18 protein-coding genes are annotated in these 19,490 nt (G+C 37.9%); 12 read left to right on the plus strand and 6 right to left on the minus strand.

Features of this window, described 5'->3' with window-relative positions; translation table 11 throughout:
- Nucleotides 1-120: 120 nt before the first annotated feature.
- The 4 genes from AC1M9L_RS13045 to AC1M9L_RS13060 all read right to left on the minus strand — a co-directional run bounded on the left by AC1M9L_RS13045 (nt 121) and on the right by AC1M9L_RS13060 (nt 3,366).
- On the minus strand, nt 121-864 hold the full coding sequence (locus AC1M9L_RS13045) for an amino acid ABC transporter ATP-binding protein (protein ID WP_481592363.1): 744 nt from the start codon (nt 862-864) through the stop codon (nt 121-123).
- An 11-nt stretch (nt 865-875) separates the two neighbouring features.
- Nucleotides 876-1,553, minus strand: coding sequence for an amino acid ABC transporter permease (locus AC1M9L_RS13050; protein ID WP_481592364.1), 678 nt, complete (start codon nt 1,551-1,553; stop codon nt 876-878).
- Nucleotide 1,554: 1 nt separating this feature from the next.
- Nucleotides 1,555-2,397 carry an amino acid ABC transporter permease gene (locus tag AC1M9L_RS13055; protein ID WP_481592365.1) on the minus strand — a complete coding sequence of 281 codons (843 nt, stop codon included), beginning with the start codon at nt 2,395-2,397 and terminating at the stop codon, nt 1,555-1,557.
- Between the two features lie 69 nt (nt 2,398-2,466).
- On the minus strand, nt 2,467-3,366 hold the full coding sequence (locus AC1M9L_RS13060; protein ID WP_180028739.1) for an amino acid ABC transporter substrate-binding protein: 900 nt from the start codon (nt 3,364-3,366) through the stop codon (nt 2,467-2,469).
- 458 nt (nt 3,367-3,824) lie between these two features.
- Here AC1M9L_RS13060 and AC1M9L_RS13065 point away from each other — a divergent pair, with 458 nt between their 5' ends.
- The 5 genes from AC1M9L_RS13065 to hisG all read left to right on the plus strand — a co-directional run bounded on the left by AC1M9L_RS13065 (nt 3,825) and on the right by hisG (nt 8,161).
- The gene (locus tag AC1M9L_RS13065; protein WP_481592366.1) at nt 3,825-5,276 is read left to right on the plus strand and encodes an RNA polymerase factor sigma-54; all 1,452 of its coding nucleotides are present in this window, start codon (nt 3,825-3,827) and stop codon (nt 5,274-5,276) included.
- A 188-nt stretch (nt 5,277-5,464) separates the two neighbouring features.
- Nucleotides 5,465-5,797: a ribosome hibernation-promoting factor, HPF/YfiA family gene (hpf, locus tag AC1M9L_RS13070; RefSeq protein WP_035268921.1), complete on the plus strand. Its 333-nt coding sequence runs from the start codon at nt 5,465-5,467 to the stop codon at nt 5,795-5,797.
- A gap of 142 nt (nt 5,798-5,939) precedes the next feature.
- A complete protein-coding gene (gene ibaG / locus AC1M9L_RS13075; protein ID WP_180000146.1) occupies nt 5,940-6,191 on the plus strand; it encodes a BolA family iron metabolism protein IbaG in 252 nt (83 codons plus the stop codon).
- A 7-nt stretch (nt 6,192-6,198) separates the two neighbouring features.
- On the plus strand, nt 6,199-7,458 hold the full coding sequence (gene murA / locus AC1M9L_RS13080; RefSeq protein ID WP_481592367.1) for a UDP-N-acetylglucosamine 1-carboxyvinyltransferase: 1,260 nt from the start codon (nt 6,199-6,201) through the stop codon (nt 7,456-7,458).
- A 4-nt stretch (nt 7,459-7,462) separates the two neighbouring features.
- On the plus strand, nt 7,463-8,161 hold the full coding sequence (gene hisG / locus AC1M9L_RS13085; RefSeq protein ID WP_180000150.1) for an ATP phosphoribosyltransferase: 699 nt from the start codon (nt 7,463-7,465) through the stop codon (nt 8,159-8,161).
- Here hisG and AC1M9L_RS13090 read toward each other — a convergent pair.
- Nucleotides 8,158-8,931 (minus strand): hypothetical protein, encoded by a 774-nt coding sequence (locus AC1M9L_RS13090; RefSeq protein WP_481592368.1) that lies wholly within the window; start codon nt 8,929-8,931, stop codon nt 8,158-8,160. The two genes, hisG and AC1M9L_RS13090, sit on opposite strands and share 4 nt — an antisense overlap.
- 272 nt (nt 8,932-9,203) lie before the next feature.
- Between AC1M9L_RS13090 and hisD the strand changes: the two genes are divergently transcribed.
- Both hisD and hisC read left to right on the plus strand, forming a co-directional pair.
- The gene (gene hisD / locus AC1M9L_RS13095) at nt 9,204-10,505 is read left to right on the plus strand and encodes a histidinol dehydrogenase (protein ID WP_481592369.1); all 1,302 of its coding nucleotides are present in this window, start codon (nt 9,204-9,206) and stop codon (nt 10,503-10,505) included.
- A gap of 150 nt (nt 10,506-10,655) precedes the next feature.
- A complete protein-coding gene (gene hisC, locus AC1M9L_RS13100; RefSeq protein ID WP_035268929.1) occupies nt 10,656-11,747 on the plus strand; it encodes a histidinol-phosphate transaminase in 1,092 nt (363 codons plus the stop codon).
- A 48-nt stretch (nt 11,748-11,795) separates the two neighbouring features.
- Here the strand turns inward: hisC and pabB are convergent, their stop codons facing one another.
- Entirely contained in the window at nt 11,796-13,142 is a 1,347-nt protein-coding gene (pabB, locus tag AC1M9L_RS13105; protein WP_481592370.1) for an aminodeoxychorismate synthase component I, read from the minus strand.
- A gap of 246 nt (nt 13,143-13,388) precedes the next feature.
- Here pabB and filA point away from each other — a divergent pair, with 246 nt between their 5' ends.
- The 5 genes from filA to filE all read left to right on the plus strand — a co-directional run bounded on the left by filA (nt 13,389) and on the right by filE (nt 19,485).
- A complete protein-coding gene (filA, locus tag AC1M9L_RS13110; RefSeq protein WP_481592371.1) occupies nt 13,389-14,258 on the plus strand; it encodes a putative pilus system protein FilA in 870 nt (289 codons plus the stop codon).
- Between the two features lie 183 nt (nt 14,259-14,441).
- Nucleotides 14,442-15,275: a putative pilus system C39 family peptidase FilB gene (gene filB, locus AC1M9L_RS13115; protein ID WP_481588027.1), complete on the plus strand. Its 834-nt coding sequence runs from the start codon at nt 14,442-14,444 to the stop codon at nt 15,273-15,275.
- Between the two features lie 65 nt (nt 15,276-15,340).
- Nucleotides 15,341-16,549, plus strand: coding sequence for a putative pilus system protein FilC (filC, locus tag AC1M9L_RS13120; RefSeq protein ID WP_092768595.1), 1,209 nt, complete (start codon nt 15,341-15,343; stop codon nt 16,547-16,549).
- A 12-nt stretch (nt 16,550-16,561) separates the two neighbouring features.
- On the plus strand, nt 16,562-18,229 hold the full coding sequence (gene filD, locus AC1M9L_RS13125) for a putative pilus system OmpP1/FadL family transporter FilD (RefSeq protein WP_481592372.1): 1,668 nt from the start codon (nt 16,562-16,564) through the stop codon (nt 18,227-18,229).
- Complete coding sequence (gene filE / locus AC1M9L_RS13130; protein WP_481592373.1) at nt 18,229-19,485, plus strand: putative pilus assembly protein FilE; 1,257 nt, start codon at nt 18,229-18,231, stop codon at nt 19,483-19,485. Before filD ends, filE begins: the two co-directional genes overlap by 1 nt.
- The last annotated feature ends 5 nt before the right edge of the window (nt 19,486-19,490 follow it).

Raw genomic sequence — 19,490 nt, forward strand, 5'->3', positions numbered from 1 at the left:
TAATTAAACCCTTGTAATTAAATAAGAAGCTCCATTCAGTTAATTTATGCCAAAAGATTGATGATTCTTGCAATTAAAAAAACAACAATAATCGCGAAATTTTCGGATTTAATCTAATATTTAATGTACTGCTGAAATTTTCTCTAAAAAATACTTTGTTCTTTCATGTCGCTCTTGTGGCTTATTAAAGAAGTCATCAGTCGGGCAATCTTCTAGAATTTTGCCTTGATCCATAAATATCACTCGATCTGAAACTTTTTTTGCAAATCCCATTTCATGCGTAACACACATCATCGTCATGCCTTCTTTTGCAAGTTGGCTCATGACTTCAAGCACTTCACCGACCATTTCAGGATCTAATGCGGAAGTGGGTTCATCAAAAAGCATACAGACTGGGTCCATACAAAGACCACGTGCAATCGCGACACGTTGTTGTTGACCACCTGATAATTGTCCTGGAAATTTATCTTTGTGTGCTGTCAAACCCACTCGATCCAAATATTGTAAGGCCTTTATTTTAGCTTCTTCAGTTGAGCGATTAAGTACTTTGATTTGTCCTATTGTTAGGTTCTCTAACACAGTCATATGAGGAAATAGTTCAAAATGTTGAAATACCATACCTACTCTAGATCTGAATTTTGCTAGATTCGTTTTAGAGTCTTTTAAAGCGGTACCATCAACGATAATATTTCCTTGTTGAAAAGGTTCTAAAGCATTCACTGTCTTAATAAGTGTAGATTTACCTGAGCCAGATGGACCGCATACAACGACAACTTCACCTTTGTTGATAGTGGTTGAGCATTCGCTAAGTACCTGAAAATCTCCATACCATTTGGATACATCTTGAATTTCAATCATTGGCATTTTGATTCTCCTTATCGAATAATGGCTATTTTTTGATGTAAGTGTTTAACTAGTCGTGAAAGTGCAAATGAAATGACAAAATAGACGACAGCAACAACTAGATAAAAAACGGCTTTGGTTTCCGAACCATAGGTATTAGCTAAAGTATTTGCATTGCCTAGGAAATCTGGTGCACTGATGACATAAACCAAAGATACATCTTGAAAAAGAACAATGGATTGCGTCAATATCACGGGTAACATATTTCTAAAAGCTTGGGGTAAAACTACGTATGACATTGTCTGGCGATAATTAAAACCCAAGGCGTAACCTGCATTCACTTGTCCTTTAGAAACTGATTGAATGCCAGAGCGGACAATTTCTGAAAAAAAAGCAGCCTCAAAAATGGCGAAGGTTACTACACTTGAAAATAAAGGTCCCCAATAGGTGTGATATTGGAAATCGAAAAACTTAGGAAGTAAAAAGTAAAAGATAAAAATAACTTGAATGAGGGGAACACCTCGAAAAAAGTCGACATAAAATTTTGCAAATCCACTGGCAATTTTATTATTCGATAGACGCATCATCGCGATTGGTGTACCAAGAAGAATCCCACCAATAATCGAAAGAATGGTTACTGTAACTGTAAATTTAAAACCAGCGATCAAACTTGCAACGACATCGGGATGAGTTAGAACACTAAAGTCCATTTTATTTACCTCCCGAACCTAGACCTGGTACAGCCATCCGTTTCTCAATCCATGCCATCAGGTATTTAATTGAATAAGTGATGATGAGATAAACAGGTGTTGAAAGAATTAAAATGACCACGTCTTGAGAGGTTTCTTCTCGCATTGTTTTGGTATATGCAAAAAAATTCAAAACACTTAAGGCAAAAAGTACGGCTGAATTTTTAAATACATTCATTGCTTCTGATGTCAGTGTTGGCCAAACGATTCGATAAGCCACTGGCAGAATGACATAACGATAACTTTGGTTTAAATTTAAACCGATCGCATAAGCTGCATTTTTTTGACCTTGTGAAACGGTATTAATACCTGCTCGAACCTGCTCAGCAATCCTTGCAGCGGTATATAGGCCCAGCGCAAATACACCAATAATTGCTGGATTATTATTTAAAATATTTTGCCACCATCCGCCAGAAACCATTTCACCACTTCCAGTACTCATACTCAATGGTAGAAGTTGAGGGAAAACGAATGCCCAGAAAAATAATTGAACAATTAAGGGTATATTTCTGAATAACTCTACATAACAAGTCCCAATGAATGACAGTAATTTATTGGGTAATGTACGCATAATGCCAATAAGTGAACCAAGTATAAATGCGATGAAAAAGGCAATGACAGCAGTCCAGATCATGGTCCAAATACCTGATCCAAGTATCTGTAACCAAGTCGGTGCATCAGCAACAGCTGAATAACTTGAACCTCCAATCGCACTACAGATAGATTCAGCCCAATCTTTTTTATCAACGCCATATTCGTTGGATGCCAAGCAAAATGACGTCCAATTTAAAGAACCAACAGCCATTGAAATTCCCTGCAATGGTTACGAGAAAAAAGGGCTTAAGTGTTTCTATTTAAGCCCTCATAATTTTTGTTATTTAATCCCTGCATCATTCGGAGATGCTTTTAATTTTTTAAATGAGCTACTCATAGGCATGTTTAGATTGATATTGCGTGGTGGAATAGGTGATAAGAACCATTTTTTATAAAGGGTATCCATTTGACCATTTTTCCACATTCCAGTTACCACACGATCTGCAATCGCTTTAAACTTGGCATCGCCTTTAGGCAGCATAATTCCGTAAGGTTCTGACGAAAGGACTGGACCTACAATTTTAAAATCTTGAGGTTTTGATGATTTGGCAATGAGCCCTGCAAGAATATTGTCATCCATAACAAATGCAGCTGCACGTCCCGAAGCGACCATTGCAAAAGAATCAGCATGATCTTTACCATAGACATTGGTAACTTTTATTTTTTCTCCTCGTGCACCCATTTTGATGTATTTATCCGAGGTTGTTCCTTGCGTTGTGGCAACGGCTTTACCATTTAAATCACCTAAATCTTTGAAAGGCGCTGAAGCTTTGACTGCCATACGTACTTCAGTGGCAAAGTAATTTGTAGAGAAGTTGACTTGCTGTTGTCGCTGGACAGAGTTGGTTGTCGTCCCGCATTCCATATCAATGTTTCCAGCGAGCATTTCAGGAATTCGCGTGGAAGAAGTAACCGCTTTATATTCAACTTTTAAGTTGGGGAGTTTTAAGTCTTTTTTTAATTCGTTAGCTACGTTATTACAGATATCGATGGCATATCCCATAGGTTTACCACCAACAATATATGAGATTGGATCAGAAGATTCACGATACCCGATGATCACTTTTCCATTTTTTTTGATTTTCGCAATGGTGTCAGTAGCATTGGCTTGACTCATTGTTCCACCAGCGATGATGAAGCCTAATGCGCTGAGAAGGACTTTACCAGATAGACTTTTCATCAAGAAATCTCCATGTCTTTTAATATATCGTTCTTATAATTTTGACAGTTCTCAAATTTGGTTGAAATCTATTCAAAATAAGCTATTAATTATTTTTATACTTTCTATGAGAATAAGTAAAGAATAAAAAATACTCGAAATTCGAATGAATTTAGATTTTTTGATTAACGCGAAACAAATCATGAGCTTATAAAACCTTAATCATGAGTAAGTGGTTTATTTTTAATCAACCATAACTGCAGATAACGCTAAAAAATTATTTTTTTTATTTAAACTTGAGTGCTCATATTTTTTCTGAATATTAATTAAAAAAAAATGATTGAATTATAATGTATTTTATCCTTATTTGTTATTAACAATTAAGACTAATTGATTAACTTAACACTTGAAACTTATGTTATAAGAATTGTAGGCATGATTATTGCTTAAATAATAACGATGTTAGGGGGTAATGATTAATGAAATTAGCGTTAGGACTAAAAGTATCCAATTCTTTGTCTTTGACACCCCAACTCCAACAAGCGATCCGACTTTTACAATTATCCAGCTTAGAGTTGGAGCAAGAAGTTCAATTGCAGTTGGATAGTAATCCCTTACTTGAGAAGGTGGAAGACGATTCCCCAATGCAAAGTTTGGAGGAGTTGAATCAGGAGCAGTCTGCTAGTGATCTTACTCGAGAATTAAATGCAGATCATTTACCAAATGATTTACCTGTAGATACTGAATGGGATGATGTCTATACTCATCAATCATCATCAATGGAATTACCAGAATATGAAGAACGTGAGGATAATCGTTCAATTCAAAATACACTGAAAGATCATATTTTACAGCAAGTTAATCTCCTAAATTTCTCCCAAACTGATCTTTTGATTGCCTATTGCATCGTAGATGGTTTGGATGAAAAAGGCTTTTTAGATGAGAGCGTTGAAGAAATTCACCACGCAGTGCTGACTTTACTCGCACAGATGGATATTCAAGAAGATGTTGAGATTGATGAAATTTTAGTGGTGTTGAAACATATACAAAGACTAGAGCCGATTGGCGTTGGTTCACGCAATCTTGTGGAATGCTTATATGTTCAGCTTCAAGTATTGCCTAATACCTTACCTTGCCGTAATGACGCGTTATTGTTATTGCAGCATTATGAATTATTGATTGCCAATGACCTAAATAAATTACTGAAGCAAACAGGTTTTAAACTTGAACAGTTAAAAGCAGCAATACAACTTTTAAAATCATTACAACCCTATCCAGGTCTAATGTTTGAGAATAAAGAATCTGATTACCAGGTACCTGATGTGGTGGTGGCAAAGAAAAATGACAGTTGGCATGTGCACTTAAATCCGGATATTTTGCCAAAATTACGCATCAATCCTTATTATGCAAATATGATTCGTCGAGCTGATCAAAGTGCAGATAATCAATATTTACGCAATCAAATGCTTGATGCTAAAAATTTTATTAAAAGTGTAGATGAGCGCCATAAAACGCTTTTAAAAGTAGCGACATGTATTGTTCAGCATCAACGAGATTTTTTAGACTTGGGTGCTGAAGGAATGAAACCTTTGGTGTTGAGAGATGTGGCGGAGGAGGTTGAGTTACATGAATCAACAGTATCTCGTGTAACCACCAATAAATATTTGCTTACTCCGAGAGGGTTGTTTGAACTTAAATATTTTTTCTCAAGCCATGTTGGAACAACGTCAGGTGGTGAAGCGTCTTCAACTGCGATCCGAGCAAAAATTAAAAAGTTGATTGCTGAAGAGAACCCAAGAAAACCATTATCTGATAACAGTTTAGCTAAGTTGTTAAATGAGGATGGTATCGATGTTGCACGTCGTACAGTCGCAAAATATCGCGAATCGTTACATATTCCTGCATCATCCGATCGAAAAGTCTTGATCTGAAATTTGAAGTGTGATTATTCTAGAGGTTCATTATGACGAAATAATGAATCTCTTTTTTTTAGTTACACGAGGTTTAGCCAGCATGATTTCATGACTTAAATTTGCAGAATAATTCTATGTTGAATGTTCTGTCATGCAATCACATGGCTTAACTCAATCAAATCCTTTAGAAGGAGAGGGATAGGATTATGCAAATAACAATTCGTGGACATCATTTAAGTATTACTCCTGCAATAGAAGAGAATATTCGTTGTAAATTCGCCGAAATGACCAAGCACCTTGATCAGGTCAATAGTATGCAGGTGAAACTCACAAAGGATCACCAAGTCGATAAGCGTTCGAAAAAAGGAAGTTCGAATCATATCGCTGAAGCAATCGTGCGTTTACCCGGCGTCGAACTTTTTGCTCAAGCATCTGGCGATGATATGTATGCATCAATTAAAAAATTAACTGAGAAAATAAAAAGACAGTTAATGCGATATCGTAAAATGCAAATGGCTTTTCAGCCGCTGCCTATATGACGGTCTGTAGCTGAAAATAAAAAAAGAGGTATATTGCCTCTTTTTTTTATAGATAAATTGTATAGCAGATGAATTCATTGAATGAGTTATAGTAAAATAATCCGTTTTTACACAATCGATCGTCCCATGAGAGGTCTTTGCAATGAATAGTGAACAGCTCACTGAAATCTTAAAAGCTGCTTTCCCTTCTGCTGATGTTGCTGTAAGTGGACAAGGTGGGAAATTTGACCTCCGTATTGTAGATGATCTGTTTGAAGGTAAAAGAACAGTTGCTCGTCAACAAGCAGTTTATGCTCCTCTTAACGAATATATTAAAAGTGGTGCAGTTCACGCTGTAACCATACGCGCAATGACAAAAGAAGAATGGCGCAAAGCTAGTCTTTTCGGAGCTTAAGGAATAAATGGATAAATTTCTAATCACTGGTGGTAAAAGACTAGAAGGCGAAGTTCGCATCTCTGGTGCAAAAAATGCTGCATTGCCACTTTTAGCAGCAATGATTCTTGCTGAAACACCAATTACGCTCAGAAATGTACCCAAGCTTAAAGATGTTCATACGCTTGTAAAATTAATTGCAGGGCTTGGGATTACCATGAAGTATGAAGGTGATACTGTTGTCGCTGATACTTCAACCCTTGATAATCAATTTGCACCATATGAACTCGTAAAGACTATGCGAGCGTCTATTTTGGTGCTTGGCCCATTGCTGGCGCGCTACGGTAGTGCAAAAGTATCTTTACCTGGTGGTTGTGCTATTGGCTCACGTCCTGTTGACCAGCATTTAAAAGCATTAGAAGCTTTAGGTGCGGAAATTGAAGTCGAAGCAGGCTATGTCAATGCAAAAGTTGATGGTCGCTTAAAAGGCGGTGAAGTTGTTTTCGATATGGTCACTGTAGGTGGGACAGAAAACATCCTCATGGCTGCTGTCTTAGCAGAAGGTGTTACTACCATCCGTAATGCGGCTCGTGAACCTGAAATCACTGATCTTGCACTAATGCTCATAAAAATGGGTGCGAAGATTGAAGGTTTAGATACGGATACATTAATCGTCACTGGCGTAGAAAGTTTGCATGGTTGTGAATACTCAGTTGTTGCTGACCGTATTGAAACAGGATCTTATTTAGCTGCTGCTGCTATTACGGGTGGACGAGTTAAAACGACACATACAGATCCATTGCTGATGGAATCAGTGTTGGATAAATTTGAAGAAATGGGTGCAGAAGTTACGCGCGGTGATGATTGGATCGAACTCGATATGATGGGTAAGCGTCCTAAGGCCGTTAGTTTCCGTACATTGCCTCATCCAGATTTTCCAACAGATATGCAAGCACAATTGATGGCGGTCAATGCAATCGGTCGTGGGTTTGCAACAATTTCAGAAACGATTTTTGAAAACCGTTTTATGCATGTACCTGAATTGTCACGTATGGGCGCTAATATTCAGGTTGAAGGTAATGATGCAGTTGTAACAGGAGTTGAAAAACTTTCAGCTGCACCTGTTATGGCAACAGATTTGCGTGCTTCATTTTCTTTAGTTTTGGCTGCTTTAGCTGCTGAAGGAGAGACTTTAATTGACCGTATTTATCACATTGATCGCGGTTACGAAGATGTTGAAGCAAAATTACAAGGTTTAGGTGCCCAAATTAAGCGAGTGAGCGAGTAAGTTAATGAGCGATATGAGAAACGATGATCCTAATTTTGACGTAATGGGCAATTTTGATCATGGTTTAACCTTAGCATTAAGTAAAGGTCGTATTTTAAAAGAGACATTGCCATTGCTAGAAACAGCAGGGATTAATCTTTTAGAAGACCCAGATAAATCGCGTAAATTAATTTTTCCTACGACGCATAAACATGTTCGAATTTTAATTTTACGTGCATCTGATGTACCAACTTATGTAGAAAATGGTGCGGCTGATATTGGTGTTGCAGGTAAAGATGTACTGATGGAACATGGTGCACAAAATGTCTATGAACCATTAGATCTTAAAATTGCAAACTGTAAGTTAATGACAGCGGGCAAAGTGGGTATGGAGCGTCCGAAAGGTCGTTTGAAGATCGCGACCAAGTACGTGAATTTGACGCGTCAATACTATGCGAGCTTAGGCGAGCAAGTAGATGTGATTAAACTTTACGGTTCGATGGAGCTTGCACCTTTGGTTGGTTTGGGTGATTACATCGTTGACGTCGTGGACACAGGTAATACACTTCGCGCGAATGGTTTAGAGCCTCTTGAAGAAATTTGCAAAGTGTCTTCAAGACTGATTGTGAACAAAGCGAGCTTTAAGCGTAAACAAGCCTTACTTAATCCGATTCTTGCACAGCTTGAAAAAGCGGTGGAAGAAAGAGAAGCGAAAAAAGCTTAAGCTAGTTTAAAAAAAAACCGCCTTATTAGGCGGTTTTTTTTATGCGGTTTAATAATTTTAACTAGTTCTTGAACTAAATCATTAAAAGATTGATCGTAATCTTTTTTGTGCTCTGCAAAAGTTTTATCTGATTCGTTTATTTCTATTGATAATGGATCGGTGATAGTAACTTTAATATTTTTTGTAGTTATCATTTCATATAATTGATCGCTGAATTCTCTTCGAGCAGCATTTCCGATTATAGGTGGTGAATTTTCGAAATTCGTACCAAAATTATGTAGATCAATGATCTGAGTATTTGGGGTCACCTTAAATGCGTCATTGATGTGTCTGTAATAATTATTTAAATAACTTTCTTCAATATAAGTTATAGATTGATCAAAAAAATGAAACTGCATATAGAACTTTTTGTAGAACTTTATATCAATACGATCTTGATGGTTTAAAATTTTGTTTAGTAGTTCTAAGCCTTGTTGAATTAATTCGATCTCATTAATTTGAGACAAGCTTACTCTTTCATGCTCAAGGCTTGGAATGATTACAATGCTTTCTTTAACAGAATAAAGTGATTCAATTAATTTGTATTTTTTGTAAATTTTAAAATTCACTTCAATTAAAAGACTTATTAGTTTCTCAGCTTGTGATTTTTCTAAATCATATTGTTTTTCAATCTTCCAATTTAAGAAACCAATAATTGCAACTATTGGCGTCAGTACATATGCGGTTAAAGTTACTATATCTTGGATTCCTTGTTTAGTAACGGCACACATCAAAGACTGTCCCTGACAGTAATAAAAGTATTGAAAAATCCACAAATAGTTAAAACAACGACATAAATACCTAAATAGTAACCGACATATTTTTCTATTTCTTTCATCTAAAATCCCCCCGAGTAAAATCAAATTATGATAAGAACAGAGCTCAATAGAAAATTCAATTTAATCAAAAGTTATTTTCAATCATTTCTATCTGGGTTGCTTGAATGAAGATGCCCACAAATCAGTAGAAAACAGGTAAACTAAAGCTTCCCTTTAATTTCATTGTGGATAAATTGATGCGACGTTTATCGACTCAAGATCAAAATTTTAAGCAAGACTTTGCTGACTTGCTCGCTTTTGAAACCGTGAGTGACCCAGAACTTTTAAAAACAGTAGACAAAATCATTGCCGATGTTCGTCAACATGGTGATGCTCATGTTCTCAAACTCACACAACAGTTCGATCGACATCCAGCGCATCAATTTTCAGATTTAGAACTGACACAAGAGCAACTTAAAGCTGCATTTGATCATTTAACGACTGAAGTTCGAGAAGCTTTAGAGTTGGCTGCAAATCGTGTCCGTGAATTCCATCAGGCACAAAAACAAGATGGTTGGACCTATGTTGATGCTTTGGGTAACACCTTAGGTCAAAAAGTGACGCCGCTTGACCGTGTTGGAATTTATGTGCCAGGTGGTTTGGCTTCATACCCATCATCAGTACTCATGAATGCGGTTCCTGCTCACGTCGCAGGAGTACCTGAAATTATTATGGTTGTGCCTGCACCAAATGGTGATTTAAATCCATTGGTGTTGGCAGCTGCGTATTTGGCAGGTGTCACTCGAGTTTTTACGATTGGTGGTGCACAAGCGGTTGCAGCATTGGCCTATGGTACTGAAACTATTCCAGCAGTAGACAAGATCACTGGACCGGGCAATCGTTTTGTTGCAGCAGCAAAACGCGCCGTATTTGGTCAGGTAGGTATTGATATGATTGCAGGTCCTTCAGAAATTTTAGTGTATGCTGAAGGGGAAAATAATGCAGAATGGCTTGCAATGGATCTTCTGTCTCAAGCAGAGCATGATACTGTTGCTCAAGCTGTATTTATGACGCCAGACGAGCAACTGCTTCATGATGTCGCGATTGCAATTGAAGAGCACTTAAAAGCACTTCCTAAAGCAGAAATCGCACGAACTTCTATTGCTAATCGTGGTGCGCTCGTTTTAGTTAAAGATCGTGCCGAAGGTGCAGAATTGATCAATCAAGTTGCCCCTGAACACTTGATGCTATGTTTAGATGAAGCACAAGAAATGGCTGAAGGTATTCGCCATGCAGGTGCTATCTTCATGGGGCGTTATACGCCTGAAGCAATTGGTGATTACTGTGCAGGTCCGAATCATGTATTGCCAACCTCGGGTACGGCACGTTTTTCATCACCACTCGGGGTGTATGATTTCCAAAAGCGTTCAAGCCTAATCATGTGTTCGGAAGATGGCGTGAAAACTTTAGCGAAAACAGCAGATATTCTCGCACAGCAAGAAAACTTAGATGCTCACGCTCGTTCAGCGCGATATCGTTATCAGTAATTTAAACCATAAATTTGGTATGAATATTCCTCTCTAAATCTGTTTTTAAGCATTGCTGGAAATCGAAATGCAAGTGAGGTTAGGTGAGGGTAATTAAAAAATCTCTCCCTAACCTCCTTAGTCAGTGAGGGGAATTTAGAGAATTTAAAAATGAATATTACAGTAGAACAAATGCGTTTTTGGAGTCCCGAAGTACGTGAACTAGAGCCATATGTGCCTGGTGAACAACCCAAAATCCAAAATCTTTTAAAATTGAATACCAACGAGAACCCGTATCCACCATCTCCAAAAGTTGTAGAAGCGGTACAACAAGTTTTAGCAAATGGCGCGGATGTTTTACGTTTGTATCCTGACCCTGACGCATCGGAATTAAAGCAAGCAATTGCGAAACAGCAACATGTTCCAGTGGGGCACGTGTTTGTTGGTAATGGTTCTGATGAGGTTTTAGCTCATATTTTTAAGGCATTTTTTGTTCAAGATTTGCCAATTCTTTATCCAGATATTACCTACAGTTTCTATCCTGTTTATAGCCAATTTTTTGGTGTGAAAACTCAAATTTTGCCTTTAAACGAAAAATTTGAAATTGTTGTGGACGACTATAAGCAACCAAATGGCGGCATCATTATCACCAATCCAAATGCCCCTACCAGTATTGCACTTGGTTTGTCTGCAATTGAGGAAGTACTTCAATCGAACCCAAATTCAGTGGTTGTGATTGATGAAGCATATGTAGACTTTGGTGCTGAATCTGCAGTGGCTCTCGTAGAAAAATATGACAACTTGGTGGTCTGTCAAACAACTTCGAAATCACGTTCGCTTGCGGGATTAAGGGTCGGGTTTGCGATTGCACAGCCGCATTTAATTGCAGCGTTAGAAGCGGTAAAAAATAGCTTCAATTCATATCCAATGGACCGTTTTGCGATTGCCGCTGCAGTGGCGTCTTTCGAGGATCAAGCCTATTTCGAAGCGCAAAATGCCAAAGTGATTGCTAGTCGTATAAAGTTAGTTGAGCAACTGAAATCCTTAGGGTTTGATGTGTTGCCTTCTGCCGCAAATTTTATATTTGCAACACTGCCTAGCAAAGATGCAGGTCAGCTTGCAAATGAATTGCGAGAGCGTGGCATTATCGTAAGATATTTTAATAAACCACGTATTAATCAGTATTTGCGTATCACCATTGGTACAGATGAGCAAAATCAACGTTTAGTAGACACCTTGAAGAATGACATTTTAAAAGTGTGAGTGCTGCAAATTTTTGTTGTTGAAAAAGCGACCAGATAGGTCGCTTTTTTATGATTCGTACCATTGATTCATCAGTTTTAGCATGGCTTCAACCTTATCAAAACATTCTTGATATTCTGCATCGCAATCTGAACTGATTGTGACACCACCACCAGCCCAAATAGACACATCTTGCTGATATTTTTGAATTGTTCGGATCAAAATATTCCAAGAACCAGTACCATCAAAATTGAAATAACCAATAGAGCCACAGTATGCACCGCGTGGGGACTCTTCAAGTTCTTCAATAATTTCCATCGCTCGAATTTTGGGTGCCCCCGTTATTGAACCGCCGGGGAGCGCTGCGTGTAAAACATCTAATTGATGAACATCAGATTTTAACGTCGCTTCAATTTCACTGACCATGTGGTGGACTTGATTAAAGCTTTCAATGTTAAATAATTTTGGTGTCTTGACAGTGCCAGTTTCTGCATAAATGCTTAAATCATTTCTGAGAAGGTCAACAATCATTAGATTTTCGGCTTTATCTTTCTCAGAGTTGATGAGTGTTTGTTTTGATTCTTGGTCTTTTTGAGGATCTTTAAAGCGTGGCATGGTGCCTTTGATCGGTTTAGTGATCATTTTTTTATTGGGTCTAAACTCGATAAATAACTCAGGTGAACAGCTCAAAAGTTCAAGGTTATCAATTTTAAGATAAGCAGCATAAGGAGCATTTGTGAGTGCCCAAAAAGGTTTAGCTATACTCAGTAGCTCACCTTCAGCTTGTGCTACAAATTCTTGAGTTAGGTTAATTTGGTAACAATCCCCAGCAACAATGTAATCTTGTACTCGTTGAAATGCACTTAGATATTGTTGTTTAGTCCAACGTGCTTGCATGGGTGAACTGAGTTGAAATGATGATGGGCTAGATTGCTGAAAACAGTCTAATAATCGTGTATAAAGGCACTCGGCATTATGTTCAGTGCTATAGAAAACCCAATCATTATTTTCATAAATCAAATAGCTTTCATACAAGCCAAAAAACAATTGTGGTTGTTTTTTTACCTTGGTGTTGATTTGAAAATTTGCTGCAAAATTATAATCATAGTAACCAATGTAACCGCCTCTGAAATAATGGCTTGCAGAATCTGGAAGTGAATTTTCGCTACATTGAACAAAATCTTTGAGTGAAGAAAATTGGCTTTCATACTGATAATTAAAATCAGAGCAACGCACAAATTGACTGAATCCGCCGTTTATATAAACGCAATATTTTTTTGGCAAAAATCCGATAATCGGTAAATCCTGATTTTCAAGATATACCAATCCTGTCAATGAACCAATTTTTTGCAAAAAATCAGCTTTACTTAGTCCTGAAATTTTTAAGTTTTGTTTAAAAAATGAAGCACTTACCATTTGTGACTTGTTACACTCTTTTCAGAAAATTTGCATCACCCATTTAATACTAGTTCACACTTATGCCATTTATCGGGAATAGGTCGAATTTTCTTAACAGATATTGATCATAAGATAACATAAGGTTAACTTAATACTGCAAAGCGAACTGCTCAAGGATGAAGTTTCAGTCGTTAAATTATAAAAACTTCAGAAACACGGAGAGCAGTCAAAAAAATGAAAAAAATGCTCTTGGGAGAGTACATAATGAAATTATTCACAAAATTGGCTTTAGTTTCTTCAATGGCGGTGAGCGTGAATGCTATGGCGATGCAGGCAATGGATGATGCATCACTCAGCGCAACGACTGGTCAAGATGGTATTACTATTGCCATTGATACAACTGCTGGTATCGAAATCGATAAGTTATATATTCATGATAATGATGGTTTTACAAATAGCGCTTTGACATTCGGTGATACGACCATTAATACAGCTGGCACTGCTGATCCAACAATTGGTGCTGGTGCAATCACGGTTAACGGTTTAACGATTTCAAAGGGTACTGGAAATACTCAAAACTTAGCAACGTTGAAAGTTGATGCCGCAGATGTTGGTGGTCAAGCGGTACTTAATGTTCTTGCTGAAACTGGTGTTTTAGACATCAATGTTGGTTCTATTGGGGTTGCAAGCTCTGGCACTTACAGTTCTGATGACAATGTTCGTGGTGTTGTTGAAGGTTCTGAAAAACAAATTATTACAGGTTTAACATTATCATTGGGTGCAACCAAAGCAAACGTTCAATTAGGTAATGCACCTCAAGGCGCTATGATTGTCGTTGATTCTGAAATCACTGGTGGTTTATCTACAAGCTTAACTATTAATGATACATCTACATCGGGTGGTGGTAGCATTGGAATCGAGGGCTTGAAAGTTACAAGTTCAGGCAGTAAAAACCTGAATGCTGACGCCAAAATTGGTGTAACAAAAGATGGATTATATATCAGCCCAGCTCAATCACCATTGAATGCTTACATCCAAAAAGTTTCTTTAGGTGAAGCTAATAAGAGTATCGGTTCAATCGAAGTTCAAGGTTTGAATTTGGGTAGCACTTCAATCAAAATTTCTGGTCACTAAGTTTTTATACAAAAAACGCGTGTTGATCACGCGTTTTTTAAATTTTGCGAATTTGAAATTAAAAAGTAAAAGTACTGTATTTTTAGGATGAAAAAGGTATTCTGAATATAAGAATAAATGTGAGTGCAAACTCCAACTACAGAATCATAAAGGCAAGTACGCCGAACTAGAACAGTTAACATTATGATAGAAATTACTTTAGGCTCTGCAATTATGTATTTTTTTGCGAGTCATGCTCTCGAAATTAAAGAAAAACCACGCGAAGCAGTTTATTACAGTGAGATTGCAGACTCACGACATCTATCTTATACAAAAAATCACCGTGAACCTGTAGCTATCAAGCCGGCTATCGAAAATCAGTTTAGAGGAATAGTTCGTCAAGCGTATGACTATAGTTGTGGTTCTGCGGCGTTGACGACAGTTCTTAATGGTCACGCTGGTCTAAATTTGACAGAACAACAAACCATGGAGGGATTGTTGCGATTTGGCGAGTATGATCGAATCATTGAGCGTAGAAGCTTTTCATTATTGGATATGAAGCGCTTCGTCACTGCTTTAGGTTATGAAAGTGGTGGGTACCGTGGTGAATTCAAAGACCTGATTAAACAGACACAACCTGCTATTGTTCCAATTCACTATGCAGGTTTTAAGCACTTTGTTGTATACAAAGCATATAAAGATGGAAGGGTTTATGTTGCTGACCCTGCATTAGGAAATATCAGTTTTGATGAAGCACGATTTAAAGAAATTTGGGAAAACAATACCTTATTTTTAGTGAACGTTCCTGAATCTCAACAGAAAGATCTATTGGCATTACAAGAAACAGATTTAAGACATGTCGATGATGCAACAATTAACCGTTACGCCTTAGTTGATGCACAATTTTCGTCAGATTATATGAATAAAATCGCAGATAAAGCCTCAACTATGCGTAAAGTATTAGATCTTGATCCCAAATCTCCAACGTATAATCAACCCATTACAACATATATGCGGCTTTACTATAAACGTAAGTAATTTAAATGCAATTAAATTGAATTGAAACAAAATCCAAATAATGAAGAATTGTGGTAGGAAGTAAAATGAATAATCAATGGACGAAAAGAACGCTACTCGCAATCAGTATTCAAATGATTGTCACAGGCGTCTATGCAGCACCCGAAACAGTTGAAGCTCCATCAGAAGAGAATATTTCTCAAGATACTCAAAATAATACTGAAAATAGTTCGGCGACCGAGCTTGAACAAGCACAATCAAGTTATACGGCAGAATCTACTGAAAATGTTGATGCAACACCTTCTCTTAAGCCAGGTGTTGAAGGGCAGGCTGCAAATGCGCTCCAACAAAAAGAAGGTGATGCGACGCAAGAGACTAACTTGCAGGAAGTTTTTTCCTCTAATGAGCGACAATATTCACTGATTAAGCGTGGTGAGTTTTCAACGTTCTATGATCTTGATTATTCGTACTATCGGGATTCACAAATAAATGCTTCGATCGATGAAGGACAGTTGTATCAACTTCGTATTGATGAAGATGCAAATCATACGATTACCAATACCATCACAGCGCAATATGGTTTAAGAGATAACATCACGCTAAACGCTTCAATTCCATTGGTTGCAAAGTCTGATAGTGTCAAAGATACGACCACTGCTGGTTTGGGTGATATTAGTTTAGGGGCGCGTTGGGAGCCATTTCCACTGAAAGAAGGTCGTTTGCCACTTATTTTGTTTGGTAATCTATCGACAAAAACAGGTGATAGCCCCTATGAAATTAATCCTTTGACGGATCTCTCAACAGGTAAGGGGTATTATTCAGTTGGTGTTGGTGCAAGTACAAGAAAATATATTGATCCAGTTGTATTGTTTGCGTCAGTATCAACAAATTATGGTTTTAAAGAATCTGGCTTAAATCAAATCCGAGGGGGAGGAAATACTCAAGGTGAAGGTTTAACTGGGCGTAACCGTGTTTTAGATACTTTTGAACCCGGTGTTACGGCTGGATTCTCGTTCGGGTTTGCATATTCATTTAACTATGATGTCTCCTTGACCATGTCTTATCAGCAATCGATGAACATGGGTACCAAATTTACATATGATACAGGTGAATATTACGAGCCTGCGACTCAGACCAGCTCTATGTTTGCGGTGGCACTCGGTGTACGTGTTAGTCCGAAGACGATTGTCAATGGAACGATAGGTATCGGTTTAACTGAAGACTCTCCAGATGTTTCTCTCGGCCTATCGTTCCCATTAGATATACTTGGCTTCGGTAAGAAAAAAGCAAGCTAAAGGAGTTCGGAAATGAGTCAATTCCGTTTGCATCCTTTAGTTACAGCAATTGTTCTGAGTGGATGTAGTACGCAAGTCTTTGCACACCTTGGGCAGAATTTATCTGTAGATGTACGCTCATTATCAATGGGTAATGCTGTCACTGCAGATCCACCCGGGATTAGTGCAATTCACTTTAACCCTGCGGGTTTAACCAAACTCAAAGGGTTACAAACCGACGTTCAAGGCTTAGTTGCTAATTTTGATATTCAGCGTGAATTTTCCGCGCCATCAGGTTATGACGTCTTTGGATATTCTGATGATCCATTAATCTGTAATGATGCGCTTGATAATCCATCAAACCTCTGTACTGATTTTAAGGATTCTGTGAGAGGTGATGTCGAGTACGCATCCTTATATATTCCTGTATTGAAAAAAATGGTGGATTTAGGAGAAGGATGGCCAGTAGCAGCTCCAACTGGAGGGATCTCCTACAATCCACCAGGATCTAAGTTTACTTTCGCTACTGCAGTTTATGCACCTCTGGTTGCAGGTTTCGGTGCAGAAGATGGTAATCCGGGTAACTTCATGGGGCAGCAAGTTGCCATGGAGCGTATTACATATTTATCGCCATCGATTGCTTATCAAGTAAATGATGAACTTTCGATTGGTGCTTCAGTGGGAATGTCTTATCAAGCCATTGCCATGAAAACAGATTTGCGATTTCCAAATGAAATGATAGGTCTTCTTAGGATGGTGGATGAGTCTGTCTGTGCCCCTTTCCGTGGAGGAAATGACAATATTGTCACGAATATTTTGCTATTCGGCTTATGTAATACCAATGAGGGCATGAATCCATTTTCAACCTTTGGAAAGATCAATGTTGAACTGGAGCAGAGTTTATCTCCAAGCTACAACCTAGGTGTCTTGTGGGAACCTACTGAAGAGTTTGGTTTGGGGCTGGTTTACCAAAGCGGTGCTAAAATGCGCTTAAAGGGAAAATATATTGTAGAAAATGGAAACGCATCCCGAGAATTAATCAAAGGACTAAACTCCTCACCTACGGGGCAAGTTTTGGCAACAATACTTGGTTTTCCGAACTATGTACCTGCGATTGAAACTGGTCTAATGTCTATGGATTTAGAATATCCAGCACATTTCCAAGCAGGGATTAAGTACAAAGTATTCCCGGACTTACAGGTAAATTTCGATGTGGGATGGACTGACTATGCGGCTTGGGATAAGTTTAAATTTGAGTTCGATCGTCAAATTTCTGCTCTGAAAATTGCAAAACTGTTATCTAATGATGTAACAGACTCATCTTTATCTCTGCCTCTAGGTTTTCAATCTCCATGGAGTTGGGGCGTTGGCGTTGAATATTCTGCCAATGACCGTTTGAAATTCCGTGCTGGTTATGAACCTAGAACAAGTGCGATCCCAGATGGAAAGCGGAATACAATGGTACCGATCAATAATGCACAATTGTTTGGATTGGGTATTGGTTACCGTTTTGATGAAGATACAGATATTGATTTATCAGTCGGGTTCCTTCGTAGCCGCGATAGAATTCCAGCGGGATCAAGTAGCCTAGCCAATCTAGACGCCGTGGATAATTTATTACTTAATCCATATGCTGGCTTAAATGTATCGACGAATACCAAAATTACGATTTTAGGTATAAATTATAGAACGAGATGGTAATGGACTTAAATCTTGAGCAATTTAAACAAATAAAGACAAGAGTAAGCCAGTCTCTCGGTTGTGTCTTATGCGCAGGTTCTTTTTTAATATGTCCTACATTGAATGCCCAAGACTTTTACACAATTATAGGTCCAGATGGTAGACCGATTGTCATTGAAAGATCTGCATCTAGTGCTCAAAAAAACGAATCTATTAAAAATCGAAAATCAATTCAAAGAGAAAATGTTCAGCCAAAAATCATTCAAAAAAAACCAGCAGATGAGCCTAAAAAAATACAGGTTGAAATCGCTCAGCCGAGTATTAAAGCTCCTACAGCGAGCAAATCAGTTGGGCGCAGTCAAAATGACAATGTTGAACAATCAACAGTGAGTGTTGAAAAAAAGACTCAAGATCAAATGACGAAAATTGATCTTGCACAGACTAAAGTCAATACGAAACATGAGCAGTCATTAACAAAAAATAAATCTACACACGATCAAAATTCTAAAGAAAGCGTTCAACGTGTTGAGCAGATTTCAGATAGCAAAAACGCAGGTGGTTCACTGAAAGCTGAAAAAGGAAGTCCTGTAACTGTAATTGATGGTGTTGAATACATTGATCATGAATATCTTGAAGATCGTGAGTTTAATCTGGAAGGAAGAAAACGGTTTTATGTAGTTCCTGATACGCAGGGTGTAGGTGCAGCTCGTTTTGAAACAATTGAGCGACAAAAAGGGATTACCAAAGCCGTTTTATCTCAGTTCCTACAGCCGACAGAGCCTACAGCGAAAGAAGCAATGGCTTTATCGAGTACGTACATGCGTATTGAAGCAAAAGATCTTGCAGAATCTTTGGAACGTACATGCTTTCAAGATAAAAAAATTCAGAAAGCTAAGCGTTTGAAGGGTGCTCAAGGTGAAATTGGTTTATGGCCAGTTGCGCCATTGAAAGAACGTTTTGCTTATGAGGTGGTGGAGTTAGATGAATCAATTGATCAGATTCAAATTCAATCATTTGCTTCATCTCAAAATAACCCAACTTTTTATTGGCCGATTGCAGTATTTTTGGATCAGCAAGGTTGCATTTTAGAGGGAGCGACTGGTTTTAAAAGTACAGATACTCAAGCCAACGTCACGACATACTCTGCACTCGAAGGTATATTAAAAAAACCACCTCAAACACGATATTTATTACTCACCCCTTTAGTCGAATCAATTGATATTCAAAATCAAAAACTCGTGAATACTGGTCAGCTAAAGCTTAAGGCCATCAAATAAAAGAG

The organism is Acinetobacter sp. ANC_7511 (genome assembly GCF_056779975.1).

Bases quoted from the DNA above. Each gene is read 5' to 3' on its own strand.
- AC1M9L_RS13045 (WP_481592363.1), bottom strand. From the start codon at position 864: ATGCCAATGATTGAAATTCAAGATGTATCCAAATGGTATGGAGATTTT.
- AC1M9L_RS13050 (WP_481592364.1), bottom strand. From the start codon at position 1,553: ATGGACTTTAGTGTTCTAACTCATCCCGATGTCGTTGCAAGTTTGATC.
- AC1M9L_RS13055 (WP_481592365.1), bottom strand. From the start codon at position 2,397: ATGGCTGTTGGTTCTTTAAATTGGACGTCATTTTGCTTGGCATCCAAC.
- AC1M9L_RS13060 (WP_180028739.1), bottom strand. From the start codon at position 3,366: ATGAAAAGTCTATCTGGTAAAGTCCTTCTCAGCGCATTAGGCTTCATC.
- AC1M9L_RS13065 (WP_481592366.1), top strand. From the start codon at position 3,825: ATGAAATTAGCGTTAGGACTAAAAGTATCCAATTCTTTGTCTTTGACA.
- hpf (WP_035268921.1), top strand. From the start codon at position 5,465: ATGCAAATAACAATTCGTGGACATCATTTAAGTATTACTCCTGCAATA.
- ibaG (WP_180000146.1), top strand. From the start codon at position 5,940: ATGAATAGTGAACAGCTCACTGAAATCTTAAAAGCTGCTTTCCCTTCT.
- murA (WP_481592367.1), top strand. From the start codon at position 6,199: ATGGATAAATTTCTAATCACTGGTGGTAAAAGACTAGAAGGCGAAGTT.
- hisG (WP_180000150.1), top strand. From the start codon at position 7,463: ATGAGCGATATGAGAAACGATGATCCTAATTTTGACGTAATGGGCAAT.
- AC1M9L_RS13090 (WP_481592368.1), bottom strand. From the start codon at position 8,931: ATGTGTGCCGTTACTAAACAAGGAATCCAAGATATAGTAACTTTAACC.
- hisC (WP_035268929.1), top strand. From the start codon at position 10,656: ATGAATATTACAGTAGAACAAATGCGTTTTTGGAGTCCCGAAGTACGT.
- pabB (WP_481592370.1), bottom strand. From the start codon at position 13,142: ATGGTAAGTGCTTCATTTTTTAAACAAAACTTAAAAATTTCAGGACTA.
- filA (WP_481592371.1), top strand. From the start codon at position 13,389: ATGAAATTATTCACAAAATTGGCTTTAGTTTCTTCAATGGCGGTGAGC.
- filB (WP_481588027.1), top strand. From the start codon at position 14,442: ATGATAGAAATTACTTTAGGCTCTGCAATTATGTATTTTTTTGCGAGT.
- filC (WP_092768595.1), top strand. From the start codon at position 15,341: ATGAATAATCAATGGACGAAAAGAACGCTACTCGCAATCAGTATTCAA.
- filD (WP_481592372.1), top strand. From the start codon at position 16,562: ATGAGTCAATTCCGTTTGCATCCTTTAGTTACAGCAATTGTTCTGAGT.
- filE (WP_481592373.1), top strand. From the start codon at position 18,229: ATGGACTTAAATCTTGAGCAATTTAAACAAATAAAGACAAGAGTAAGC.